The sequence below is a fragment of the Methylomonas sp. 11b genome, assembly GCF_000515215.1.
GTDB lineage: Bacteria > Pseudomonadota > Gammaproteobacteria > Methylococcales > Methylomonadaceae > Methylomonas.
In genome coordinates, this window is sequence record NZ_KI911557.1 from 1,006,066 (window position 1) to 1,019,441 (window position 13,376).

9 protein-coding genes are annotated in these 13,376 nt (G+C 52.0%); 5 read left to right on the forward strand and 4 right to left on the reverse strand.

Features of this window, described 5'->3' with window-relative positions; genetic code table 11:
• The first annotated feature begins 65 nt into the window (after positions 1–65).
• The 4 genes from METH11B_RS0104675 (at position 66) to METH11B_RS0104690 (ending at position 4,468) form a co-directional block, all read left to right on the forward strand.
• Entirely contained in the window at positions 66–1,544 is a 1,479-nt protein-coding gene (locus METH11B_RS0104675; RefSeq protein WP_026601023.1) for a RimK family protein, read from the forward strand.
• On the forward strand, positions 1,541–2,449 hold the full coding sequence (locus METH11B_RS0104680) for a carbohydrate kinase family protein (protein WP_026601024.1): 909 nt from the start codon (positions 1,541–1,543) through the stop codon (positions 2,447–2,449). The genes METH11B_RS0104675 and METH11B_RS0104680 overlap by 4 nt, the downstream gene beginning before the upstream one ends.
• 400 nt (positions 2,450–2,849) lie before the next feature.
• Complete coding sequence (locus METH11B_RS0104685; RefSeq protein WP_036276871.1) at positions 2,850–3,386, forward strand: REP-associated tyrosine transposase; 537 nt, start codon at positions 2,850–2,852, stop codon at positions 3,384–3,386.
• Between the two features lie 524 nt (positions 3,387–3,910).
• Positions 3,911–4,468: a hypothetical protein gene (locus tag METH11B_RS0104690; RefSeq protein WP_026601026.1), complete on the forward strand. Its 558-nt coding sequence runs from the start codon at positions 3,911–3,913 to the stop codon at positions 4,466–4,468.
• 558 nt (positions 4,469–5,026) lie between these two features.
• On the opposite strand, the gene METH11B_RS0104695 is transcribed toward METH11B_RS0104690, so the two are convergent.
• The gene (locus METH11B_RS0104695) at positions 5,027–6,256 is read right to left on the reverse strand and encodes an IS256 family transposase (protein WP_026600850.1); all 1,230 of its coding nucleotides are present in this window, start codon (positions 6,254–6,256) and stop codon (positions 5,027–5,029) included.
• Between the two features lie 357 nt (positions 6,257–6,613).
• On the reverse strand, positions 6,614–7,498 hold the full coding sequence (locus tag METH11B_RS0104700) for a LysR family transcriptional regulator (protein WP_026601027.1): 885 nt from the start codon (positions 7,496–7,498) through the stop codon (positions 6,614–6,616).
• 155 nt (positions 7,499–7,653) lie between these two features.
• Between METH11B_RS0104700 and METH11B_RS0104705 the strand changes: the two genes are divergently transcribed.
• On the forward strand, positions 7,654–8,232 hold the full coding sequence (locus tag METH11B_RS0104705) for a beta-class carbonic anhydrase (RefSeq protein ID WP_026601028.1): 579 nt from the start codon (positions 7,654–7,656) through the stop codon (positions 8,230–8,232).
• A gap of 506 nt (positions 8,233–8,738) precedes the next feature.
• Here the strand turns inward: METH11B_RS0104705 and METH11B_RS0104710 are convergent.
• Together METH11B_RS0104710 and METH11B_RS26175 are read right to left on the reverse strand one after the other, a co-directional pair.
• Entirely contained in the window at positions 8,739–9,746 is a 1,008-nt protein-coding gene (locus METH11B_RS0104710) for a cytochrome-c peroxidase (protein WP_026601029.1), read from the reverse strand.
• 124 nt (positions 9,747–9,870) lie between these two features.
• Positions 9,871–13,374 (reverse strand): response regulator, encoded by a 3,504-nt coding sequence (locus METH11B_RS26175; RefSeq protein WP_026601030.1) that lies wholly within the window; start codon positions 13,372–13,374, stop codon positions 9,871–9,873.
• Between the last annotated feature and the right edge of the window lie 2 nt (positions 13,375–13,376).

Below are 13,376 nucleotides of genomic sequence, written 5' to 3' on the forward strand. Positions count from 1 at the left end.
TTGTCTTAAAACTCGACTGGTTTCAAAATCCCCGCCTAACATAAACCTACCGGGCACTTTTTACCATGGCAAGCACGCTGCTGGTCGTTGACGACCTTTCGGATTGGAATCCTTATTATCCTAGCGACCAAGTCGTCAGCTTTGAAGATTATCTGGCCAGCGAACAAACTGACCCCGATCAACGGGTACGGGTGATAAACCTGTGCAGCAGCTACACCTATCTATCCGACGGCTATTATTGTTCGCTGCTGGCCGAGGCCCGCAATCACCATGTGATTCCCTCGGTCAAAGTCATCAACGACTTGGGCAAAAATGCCTTGTATCGGCTGCAACTGGAAGACTTGAACCAGCCGCTGGCGCGCGCCTTCAAACATCAAAACAAAAACGGCGAATTTACCCTGCACAGCTATTTCGGCACGACACCGGAACCCGCTTTTCAGGAATTGGCGCGGCTACTGTTCGAGCGTTTCGCCTGCCCGATACTGGAAATTGCTTTGCGCTTTGACCAGCAATGGCAAATCACCGATCTTAAAGCCGTTTCGCCCAGGCAACTGGACGATGCGATGCAGACCTTATTTGCCGATGCGCTGGATCGCTTTAGTAAAAAGGTCTGGCGGAAAAGCCGAGCCAGAAAGACCGCGCGTTACGATTTGGCGATTCTGATCAATCCCTCCGAGCAACTGCCGCCCAGCAATCGCGGCGCGCTGAAAAAATTTATCGATGCCGGCCGGCAACTGGGTATCGATGTGGAGTTAATTACGCTGAATCATTACGGCCGCCTGCCGGAGTTTGACGGTTTGTTTATCCGCGAGACCACCGCCATCGACCATCATACCTACCGTTTCGCAAAAAAAGCCGAAGCAGAAGGCTTGGTGGTAATCGACGACCCGACGTCTATCTTGCGCTGCGCCAACAAAGTCTATCTGGCCGACCTGTTTCGCACCCATAAAGTACCCTCGCCAAAAACCTGGATCTTGCACAAAGGCAATACCCAACACCTGGACAATCTGGAAGCCATCGCCGGTTATCCGGTGGTGATTAAAATTCCGGACGGCTCGTTTTCGCGCGGCATCGTCAAAGTGCATAACCGCCAGGAACTGGAAAGCAAAGTCGCCGAGTTATTCGAACAGTCGGCGCTGTTGCTGGCCCAGGAATTTTTGTACACCGATTTTGATTGGCGCATCGGCATTTTCAACCAAAAAGCCTTGTATGCCTGTCGCTACTTCATGGTGAAAAACCATTGGCAGATTTACCGGCATGGCGCCAAGCGTACCGACAGCGGCAATTTCGATACCTTGCCTACTTTTGAAGTACCCAAAGGCGTACTCGACGCCGCGTTAAGAGCCACGCAACCGATAGGTAACGGCCTATACGGCGTCGATGTCAAAGAGATCAACGGCAAAGGCTATGTGATTGAAGTCAATGACAACCCCAGCATCGATAGTGGCGTAGAAGACAAGTATCTGGGCGATGAATTGTACAAAGCCATCATGGGCGAATTCCTACGGCGGATGGACAACCGCAGCAAGGGCGTTGCGCAATGACATCAACACCACTCGACGTGCTTTGTATCGGCCATGCCAGTTACGATTTGGTGTTTTCCGTGCCGCATCACCCCGGCGCCGATGAAAAAATCGTCGCCGACGACTTGCTGGGCTGCGGCGGTGGACCAGCTGCCAACGCCGCCGTCACGGTCGCCAAACTAGGCGGCAAGGCCGGTTTTTGCGGTTATTTGGGTACTGATGTGTACGGCGACAGTCATTTACGGGAGTTGCAAGACCATGGCGTCGATACCCAACTTGTTGTACGCGGCGCATCGCCAACGCCGTTATCCACGGTGCTGGTCAAACCGAACGGGCAGCGCGCGTTAATCAATTACAAAGGGCAAACCAGCGCCTTGCCTGCCACCGCTATAGACTTTGACGCCTTAGCAGCAAAAGTGCTGTTGTTCGATGGGCACGAACCGCATATTTCCCTGCGCTTACTGAATCAGTTAACTCACCCAGTACCGACGGTGTTAGACGCCGGCTCGCTGCACGACGGCACGTTGGCTCTGATGGATAAAGTCGAATATCTGGTCTGTTCGGAAAAGTTTGCCGTGCAATATGCCGGCGATGAAAATCTTGCCTTATCCAAGTTGGCGCAAGTTGCCCCGGTGGTAGTTATTACCCTGGGCGAGCGCGGCTTGATCTGGCAACGCGGTCAGGAGCACGGCAGCCTAGGCGCGCCGCCTATCGTCGCGATAGACACCACCGGCGCCGGCGACGCCTTCCACGGTGCCTTTGCCTCCGGCCTTACCAACGGCTTGAGCTGGATGGAAGTATTGCGTTACGCCAGTGTGGCCGGGGCGTTTTGCTGCTCAAGGATAGGGGCGAGACCGGGTTTACCTAGCTTGAGTGAACATCAAAAGTTGCTGGCTAGCTGGTCAATGAACGGTGAATCAAAATAGAAAAGACACGAGGCTTTCCCTCTAGTCCTCTTGCCTACCCAACGATCAAGTGATGCAAATAATGAGTAAGCGAGTGGAATTGATGCTTAGCGCCTGAATGGGAGGCCTGTTTTCAACCGCGCTCTAGCAAATTGCACTCTGATTGAGTTGTATCCAAATTCAAAACTGCTGTTCATTCAGGTGAATTGTTGGCCATCAATACCCATAGGATTGTGCAAGTGTAGAATGAGGTAAATTGGAAAGGGCGAATTGACTTAGTCGACCCAAAGAAGGCGAACCCGGTTTTCTAGTGAACGACTGGTCTAGCCTTTACAGCAGCCAATTAATCCCAGTAGTGGTTCAAACTGGCTGGAGGGCGGATAAGCGTAGCGTCATCCGCCAAATCGGTAAAACTTTTCTAATGCCAAACTATCGACGCAATCGCATTCCCGGCGGCACCTATTTTTTCACCGTTAACTTGCTTGAACGGAAATCGTCGCTACTGATCGAGCATATTGGAGAGTTACGAGAAGCGGTGCGAGTGGTCCGGGAAAAGCAGCCATTTCATATCGATGCTTGGGTGGTTTTGCCTGACCATATGCATGCGATTTGGACATTACCGGCCGGCGACGATCAATATTCCAACCGATGGCGAGCGATAAAAAAAGCCTTCTCGAAAGCGATACCTAAAACCGAATATCGCTCTGCAATCAGAATAAAACGCCACGAGCGAGGGTTATGGCAACGTCGATATTGGGAACACACCATTATCAATGATGCCGACTATGCGGCACATATGGATTACATCCATTACAACCCGGTCAAGCATGGTTGGGCAGTCACAGTTAAGGATTGGCCATATTCAAGTTTTCATCGGTTGGTCAAGATGGACATTTATCCGCTAAATTGGGCGGGGTTGGACTTGCCATTGTTGGAAGTGGGTAATTCGGATAATTGACGCATTATCGGCGGATGACGCTTCGCTTATCCGCCCTACGGCCCTGGGGTCGGTTTTCTCACTTGGGACAAAAGGAATCATTTTGTCCAAATTATCTTTCAACCATTAAAAACACACCCAGACTGTCCGAGTATCACCGCGATTTTTATCATGGACAGAAGCCATTTAATTCCTTGTTTATAAGCCAATCGAATTTGTCCAAGTTTTTATTGAAATGGGGCACTTAACGTAAAGTTTTTCAGTGTACCCCAGGGAATGTGTTGGACAAAGCAGAGACCCCGAGTACTCATTGCCTTAGACACGATATATCGTCACACACACGAAATATAGTAACAATTATCACTGATTCAGACCCAATCACGCGCTGCGCCTCGTCATAGATTGTCGGATAACTCATTGTAAAAACAAGATTTTACTTATCTCTCCAGAGGTCTGCACTCGCTTGGCATCCCATTTGAAATGGTATTGATAACTGCTGATTTGATCGCAGGATTTATTTTATAAATAAATTTGAGTAAACCACAATGAAACTAACAGGAACAGGTATCTCGTCTCATAACTTTTATTACTGGCAATGGTTCTCCGGCCAGGGTGCCTATCAGGAACTTACTGAAGCGGTGAAAGCTTGCAGAGATCCAGACTACTCGGAAAGGTGTCTAGACGCCGAATTTTCACGAATGCGTAAGATCTGGAACGACATGTTGCCAACTATCGGGTTTGATATCGCAAAAAAGATGGAGCATAAAGTCTCAAAGGCCATCTTCTTGATCCATACCACCGATAAGTTGGGTGACGGTATGGTTTGGAGTAGTATCTATCTGGTTCACCCAAAAATGACAGACTTCTCTGAGTGTCGCCTCATCGTAAACAGTGACGGGTCCGCGGGAAAATTTAAAACATGTCAGAGTCTTGACCGTACATTCATGACGGGAATGGACGTGAAATTCTGGGATCCTGATTTCGCTCACAAACAGCTGATCAAGAAGCCATTGCCGGCAACTCCCCCAGTGCTATCCAAGGTCGGCGGAACGAAATCAACCCGATTAGGCGCAATAATCCTCGATGACAAACAATTGGTATGACAACTCCTTCATTTTTCAGCCATAACCCGTAAGGCGGAAACCGACAGGCGTTCCGCCTTTTTGGAATCTGTTGACACCGGGTTTCGCAGCTTTTTGGCGGAACGCCTGTCGGCTTCCGCCCTACGATAATCCCAGGTTGCCGACTATCGCCGTAGGATGGTAATCAGCGTACACTGCAACATTCGCGATTGGTGCGGTTCTTAAACTCACCACGCCCTGCGTCTGCTATCGGTTGGGCGGTTGCCATTGGCAAGTTGTTTCGTCCGGCGATTTTTGGCTGGCTCCTGCCTATCAACGGTAGGGCCGTAGGGCGGATAAGCGGAGCGTCATCCGCCGCCTTAGGATCCCCTCGATGCATGACGCTATCGCTTATGCATCCTACGACTGCGGACGATTATATAGTGGCAAACGAACAGTTAGAGGTCATTGAAATTGCTTCAGCATGAGGCAGTTCTTGACCGATAGCCGCGCAAGCCCGCCAACAATACATAGATCCATTGCATTCAAGTCCAGGGGCAATTGGGAGTGTCCCAAATTTTGTGTAAACGGTAGTTTGGTTTAATGGCTAGGGAAGCGATCTTCGAACTGAATACTAAACCGATTCAAAGCGGCTTTCCAATCGTAGACGGGCATGGTCCAATTTTGGCTGATATTGCGCAACGCCAAATAGAGCAGTTTGGACAAGGCGTCATCACTGGGGAAGACCGCGCGGTTTTTCATGATTTTTCTCAGACTTCGATTCACCGATTCGATGGTATTGGTGGTGTAGATCACCTTGCGAATCTCGGGCGGATAGTCAAAAAAAGGGATGATGTGCCCCCAGTTTCGTCGCCAGATGGGGGCGATCGTGGGATAGGTCTCCAGCCAGTTGGCCTCGAATTCGGTCAGCTTTTGCTCGGCTTCCCTCGCCGTTGCGGCTCGATAAATCTGCTTGAGGTCGTCGGCAACCGACTGGCGCCTTTTGTAGCTGACATAGTTGAGGCTATGACGGACCAAGTGGACAATACACAGTTGAACGGCCGCTTTGGGAAACACGGTTTCGATAGCCTCCGGAAATCCCTTCAGACCATCGACACAGGCGATAAAGATGTCGTTGACGCCACGGTTCTTGAGCTCGGTGACCACTTGCAACCAAAATTTGGCGCCTTCGCTTTGGGCAATCCACAGCCCCAGCACTTCTTTGTGGCCGTCCAGATTGACACCGATGGCCAGATAGACGGCCTTGACCCGCACGCTGCCACTATCGCGCACTTTGGTATGCAGACAGTCGAGGTACACAATCGGGTAAATCGGATCCAGCGGGCGGCTTTGCCAGACGCCCACCTCTTCGAGTACCGCGTCGGTCACCGAGGAAATCAAGGTGGGGGATACCTCGGTGCCGTAAAGCTCGAATAAATGGGCTTGGATTTCCCGTACCGTCAGTCCTCGGGCATATAACGAAATGATCTTATCGTCGAAACCGGTCCAGCGCCGTTGATGCTTAGGAATGATCTGCGGTTCGAATTCGCCATGACGGTCGCGGGGAATCTCGATAGGCAAGTCGCCGAAGTCACCTTTCAGCGTTTTCCGGCTTTTGCCGTTTCGGGCATTGCTGCTGGCGTTGGTCACCGCCTCATGCTTACCGTGGCCCAAGTGCGCGGTCATTTCCGCTTCCAGGGCCCGTTCGACTATCGCTTTGGTCAACTGCTTCAGCAGACCATTGGCACCGATCAGGTCCTCGGGTTTTTGATAGTGCGACATCAAGGCGTCGAGTAGGTCATCCGGTATGGCTTTTGATGATACGGTCATGGTTTCCTCCTTGTCAGGATCGGTAGTTTCCTACCTCAGGGCCGTTTACACAAAAATTCTTACACCCTCGCAAAAGACCGCGTGCACGAGCTTAAATGCTTTGAGCGGAGCATCATCCGCCATGTTGGCTAAGCCGCTCGGGGCGTGACATTATTGTTTATGCATGCGGTGATTGCGGACAATTTTAAGGCGGCACATGAACAATTTGGTGTCTTTGAAATGGCTTGATGAAAGCAAGTTGCCTTGATGGAGGCGAGGTTTCGAAGGCCAACGCCTTTCAATTTCCGATGTGGGTTTAGTTGCCGGCAGCCGACGCCCTCGATTCCGCTGACGCTGCATCAAGGCTACAAAAGCCGGCTAGCGCTCGAAATACGCCAACAAAAAATCGATAAACGTCGTCAATTTGGCCGGATAAAACCGCCGTTGCAGGTAGGTGGCGTAGATAGCGATCGCCGGTCGGCGGTATTGACTGAGGATCTCCACCAATTCGCCGCTTTGTAAATACGGCGCCACCGATAATCTCGGCGCTTGCACGATGCCCATACCCAGGGCCGCCGCCTGACACAGCGCGCGGCCGTTATTAGATGCCAGCACCCAATCGGATTTGATTTTTTTAAGTTCGCCGTCGACATTAAACAGCCAAAATTCGCCGTGCGGGGTATCGACATAGTGCAGGCATTGGTGATTACTCAGTTCGTCTATGGTTTGCGGACAGCCTTTTTCCGATAAGTAGGCCGGCGAAGCATAGGTACACAATTCGGTCTCGGCAATCTTGCGCGCCACCACGCCCGGATCTAAGGTATCGGTCACTAGCAAGGAAATGTCGATGCTCCCTACCCGCAAATTCGGCGGTTTGTTGTCCAGCGACATTAAAATCTTCACTTCCGGATATTGCTTTAGATAACGTTCGATGGCCGGCACCATGTACATGCCGCCGAAATCGATAGGCGCGCTGATTTTAATGGTGCCTTTCACCCGCTCGCCCAATTGCGCGGTGGAGGCTTCCAAGTCGGCCAAGTCTTCCAGCAATTGCTTGCTGCGGTTGTAGTAGGCTTCGCCGGCACTGGTCAGGCTTAGACTGCGAGTGGTGCGATGTAGTAGCACCACGCCCAGTGAAGCTTCCAGTTGGGCGATGTATTTGCTGATCATCATTGTCGAAAGCTTCGACTCTTTGGCAACAGCGGAAAACGTCCCGAGCTCGACAATCCGGCAAAAAACGCGCATGTTGTTAAACTTATCCATCGCAGCATCCAATATAAACTTAAAGTTTATATTTTATAAACCAATTAGCCTCTTTAAACCAGAATGTCGCTTGGCTACAATGCCGCCCGGAGATAGTCGTTACCCCGTCTGGTTTGCAGTTTAGGCCAGACGCTTTTTCATCCACCGAGGTTTTTATGAGCAAAATTCACAACGAAGTACTATTAGCCAACCGCGATTATGTATCCAGTTTCAACAAAGGCGACTTGGCAATGCCGCCGGCTCGTCAGTTTGCCATACTGACCTGCATGGACGCCCGACTGGACCCGGCCAAATATGCCGGTTTATCCGAAGGCGATGCCCACGTGATCCGCAACGCCGGCGGCCGCGCCAGTGACGACGCGATCCGCTCCCTGGTTATTTCCTACAAATTACTCGGCACCAAGGAATGGTTTGTGATTCACCACACCGACTGCGGTATGGAAACCTTTACCAACGACATCATGAGCGACTTGTTGGCCAGCAGTTTGAAAACCGCCAGCGTCGATGCCACCGGCTGGCATGACAGCGGCGAAGGCCCCGGCTCGACAGATGGCAAATACATCAACTGGCTGACCATCAAAAACCAAGCCGAAAGCGTGCTGGAAGACGTCAAACGGATCAAAGCCCATTCGCTGGTGCCCAGCGATATTCCGGTTTACGGTTATGTTTACGATGTAAAAACCGGCCGTTTGATCGAAGTACCGGAAGCGACTGCCGCCGGCCAAGCCAGCTAACATTTGCTGCCAGCCTTAGGGACCCGTGTTCTATTGCCAAATAGACAGGAGCATTCCCGTAGAAAGTGACGTTATAGACCTCAAAGTTGACCTACTTTGACCAATGCGCTCCCGCAAATGCGGGAGCGCCCTAATCGCCAAAGATTGCGCCAGTCTGTCAAGCTGAATATCTGGCATAGATATGACGCAAACCACCTCTTCGCCCAACAGCGCAAAAATCTGCGCCGAATCTAATCTTTACGCACGATTTTGCCCAGCAACTTGGGATTGACACCGAAGCTCAACGCATTGTTTACCCGGCCCTATTGATAACCGGCATTCCCTTCGGGCTGAGCGCGTCGAAGCCAAGGCTGGTGTGCCCTTTTGGACACGTTCAGGGTAAAAGGCATTTAAAGGCCGGGAATTATGTGCACTTAGCCTTGAGCCGCTTAAGCCCGCCACAAGGCCGTTGTCATGCCGAAAAAAAGGGGCCTTTCGGCCCCTTTTCTTTAGCTGCCTGCTAAAGCTCAGTTAAAGCTGGAACCCGGTGTTCCTGGCAATTGCGGCATGGTTTGCTCTGGGAATTCGCCGGTCAGCGCATTCAAAAACGCGACGACGTCAGCCACGTCGGCATCCGACAACTCTTGATTTAATTGCAATTTACCCATTAACCAAACAGCTTTATCCAAGGTTTTTACCGAACCGTTGTGCATGTAAGGTGCAGTCAAAGCCACGTTACGCAGAGTCGGAACTTTAAACATGTGCTCATCGCTTTCTTTTTTGGTGACTTCCGCCAAGCCTTTGTCTTTTTGGAAGTGGTATTGCGCTTCGAAGTAGCCGCTAGGGTTAACAGGGAATTTTTGGAATACCCCTGGGCCGTTAAAGGCCGGACCACTGTGGCAACCGGTGCAGCCCAATTCCACGGCTTTTTTCAGACCGCGTTCTTGCTGTTCGGTCAAGGCGCTTTTATCGCCTTTGACATATTTGTCGTAAGCGCTATTCGGTGTGATCAAAGTTCTTTCGTAGGCGGCAATCGCTTTGGTGGCGTTGTCTTTGGTAATGGCTTCGGCATCGCTACCGAAGGCCACTTCGAAAGCATGGCGATAGCCTTTAATGGTTTTCAAGCGAGCGACCACGTCATCCCAGCTTTTCATGCCCATTTCGATAGGGTTGGTGACTGGACCTGCCGCTTGCGCTTCCAGGCTGTCGGCGCGGCCGTCCCAGAATTGCACTTTGTTGAATGCAGCATTCCAGACCGTTGGTGCACTGCGGCCGCCGGTTTGGCCATTCACGCCCATGGAATTTGGCCGATTATCTTCGCCACCCAGCATGGTGTTGTGACAAGACGCGCAAGAAACGGTGCCCGTGGAAGACAGACGCGGATCGTGATAAAGCATTTTGCCCAGTTCAACCTTTTCGGGGGTTGTTGGGTTGTTGGCAGGCGCTGGCGCCGTGGTGGGCAGCGCATCTGCCGCCATAACAGACATCGAACTAGCCAGCGCTATCGCAGAAACCAGCATACGAAATTTAAACATGAGATCCTCCTAAGTAATTATAGTTAGCCTTGGGCTACCGAATTGTAAGATATTGACGCTGGGCAGGTAAATTAAATTGCATCGTCACCGAATGTAAACTGAAAAGCCGCGGACTAGACTGGCGTTAAAACTTTTGCAGCAACTCACTCAGTTGCGTCAGCGCCTCGTCGATGGCAAATCGGTCGATTTTTTTGGCGATCTCCTCCAACAAGGGCAAATACTGATGACCGGCCATACTACGCTGTAATTGCTCCAACATCGTTTCGGCCGCGCCTAGATCGCTTTCCAGTAACTGCGACAATTTCAGCAAATCCGCCGCTATCTCGGCGTCGGCAACCGGTGCCACAGGCTGATCCAGGCCGGACGTTTGACTGTCCGCCGCTGTTTGCAAGGCTTGAATGTCGCCGATTACTTTACGCATAAATCCTTCCATGTGCTGCAAGTGTTCGGCGGGCGGAATTTGATTCTGCTTAAGTACAATATCGACGCCGGCGGCGGCTTCGAATAAGTCCGTCGCCCCCAGATTGCCGCTGACACCTTTCAAGGCATGGCAACGCTCTTCAGCCTGCCTCAGTTCGCCGGCATTGATCAAGCCGCGAATCTCCGCAACCGCATCCGGGTAGTGTTCTTTAAAACGGTATAGCTGTTTGCGATAGGCATCCGGATTGCCGCCAATCCGGCGTATGCCTTGCACAATATCCAGGCTGGTCAAGGTTTGTAAATCTTCGGGATAATCGGCAATTTGATAAATCCGCGTCGCTTCCTGGCTCTGTCCGCCGTCGGCCGTGAGCGGAATCCAGGTCGCCAAGGCTTTGAACAACCGGTCGGGATCGATCGGTTTGGTGACATGATCGTTCATACCCGCCTCCAGGCTTTTCTCGACATCGCGGGCCATGGCATGGGCGGTCATCGCGATAATGGGCATAGTCGCATAGCGTTGATTGCCCTCGGATTGCGCCAAGGCCCGAATCTTGACGGTGGCTTGCAAGCCGTCCAGCACCGGCATCTGGATGTCCATCAACACCGCGTCGTAATGATGTTGCCTAACCATGGCGACCGCTTCCTCGCCGTTCATCGCTTCGTCAACCTGGATCTCGTGACTGCGCAGCAATTCGCAGGCAAATTCGCGGTTGATTTCGTTATCTTCCACCAGTAACAGCCGAATACCTTGCAGTTGTTTGATACCGGCAATGTCCGCCCCGCCTAATTGCTTGAATTTATCCACCACCCCTAGCACCCGGCCGCGGCCCAGTGCGGATAGAATCGCATCCAGTAACGAGGACGGCGATACCGGCTTGATCAAAAAGCCATCAATACCGGCCCGGCCCGCCAAACGCATCACATCTTCGCTACCGTAGGCCGTCACCATGATGATCTTGGGCTGCTGTACCAGGCTGGTGTCGGCACGAATCTGCCTGATCGCCTCGTCACCGTTCATACCCGGCATTTTCCAGTCCATCAACACCACATCGAAAGGCTGATCGGCCGGCATATCCCGCAAAGCAATCAGCGCGGCGGCGGCACTGGCCGAACAGGTCACGCGCAACTGAAACGGCCGCAACATATCGCTGATGATTTCCCGGGAAGCCTCGTTGTCATCCACCACCAATACCCGCACCTCGGCTAGCAATACGCCTATGCTTTGCTCCAGCGCGTCTTGATGCAGCAAGGTGTCCGTAGCAACGCCCAAGCGCACGGTAAAACAAAAAGTTGTGCCTTGGCCTAGTTGCGACTGCTCAATCCAGATCCGGCCGTGCATCATTTCCACCAGGGTTTTACAGATGGCCAAGCCTAAACCTGTGCCGCCAAAGCGCCGGCTGGTGCCCTGATCGGCTTGGGTAAACTCTTGAAACAGTTTTTTCTGATCGTCTTCCGACATACCGATACCGGTATCTCTGACCGAAATCCGCAAATCGATAGTGCTGTCGGTTTTGGCCAGGCAATAGAAAGCCAGTTCCAATTCGCCGGCTTCGGTGAATTTAAGCGCGTTGCCGCAAAGATTGGTCAACACCTGACCGAAACGCAAGGGATCGCCCAACAATACCGGCGGAATTTGCGGGTCGTGACGGATCAGAAACTCAATACCTTTCAAGCCGGCTTGGTAACCGATCATATCGGCCAATTGCTCCACCACGCTATCGAAGCGAAATTCGGTTTCTTCCAGCGCTAATTTACCGGCCTCGATTTTCGAAAAATCAAGAATATCGTTAAGAATCCCCAACAAGGTACGCGCGGAACTGTGCGCTTTTGCCAAATAATTGCGTTGCGACGCGGTCAATTCGGTCTGCAAGGCCAAATGCAACATGCCCAGCACGCCGTTCATCGGCGTGCGAATCTCGTGCGACATATTCGCCAGGAACTGGCTTTTAGTCTGGGTGGCCGACTGAGCGGCGTCCCTGGCTTCTTTCAACGCCAGCTCGGCCTGTTTGCGCAAGGTCACGTCCTCGTAAGTACTGACGAAACCGCCATCGGCTATCGGCCCGCCGCTGATCTCGATGACCCGATTGTCCAACCTTTGCCGAGTAAAATTGTGCGGCTGAAAACGTCTTATTTCTTCCAGTAACTGCTTGAGTTCGGCATCGGGATTGCGGAAGCGCAACTGCGGATCGGTCAAATCGAACTGCATGAAATCGGCATGGTCCCTGCCCACTGCCAGCATACTTTCCGGATAACCGCGCACCTCGCTGAGCTTTTTATTCCAAACCAATAACTTTAAATTGCTGTCAAAGGCTATCAGGCCCTGCGACATGCTATCCAGTACTGTTGCCAGCATCACGCTGTTATGCGCCAATTTGGCGTTGATATCCGCCAACTCCGTCGTGCGGGCAGCCACGCGTTCTTCCAGACCTTCGTTGATGCTGGCCAATAGTTTTTCATTCTCGGCAAGCTGCCAATTCAAGGCCAACAGTTCGCTATCGCGGGCTTCGATGGTGGCTATCATCGTATTAAAGGCTTGAATCAACGCCCCTAATTCATCGTTACTCTCTTGTGTGGCGCGCAAGGTGTAGTTTTTTTCACTGTTGATAGTCTCGACGGTTTTCTTCAACCTGACCAGCGGACCGGACACGACTTGCTGCAAACTGGAAGCCAATAGCAAGGCGAACAGACCGGATAACATCACAATACCCATCGCCGCAGCCAAAAAATCCCGCCACAAGGAATCCAGCTCCGCCAGACTGGAGGCGATCCAAACCCTTCCCAAGGTGCGACCGTCCAACGCTATCGTTTCGCTAACGGTACAATATGCATCGTCGAATCGCGGCCGCTCGCTAGCCGAAGGCTCCGGATGTTGAGGCGGACAGGCCAAGCCGGGTTCGTAAAGTGCAAATAGCTGATTGGCGCTATCGTAAATACAGGCCGATACCACGCTCTGCTTGACGCTTAAAGCTGCCAACGTCGCGTTGGCGACACCGCTGTCATTGAAGGACAAGGCCACGGTACTGCGACTGGCGATGATACGGGCCAGAGAACTCAAATCCCGACCCATATCCTGTTTGACCCGCATGTGTTCCTGGGCGATAAAACCGGCCCCCGCCAGCAGCAGGGACAAGATGCTGGTTGCCAACATGATCAGCACCAACTTGGTTTTAATGGTCAGATCGCGTTTAAATTCAGCCTGGTTTGTCATGG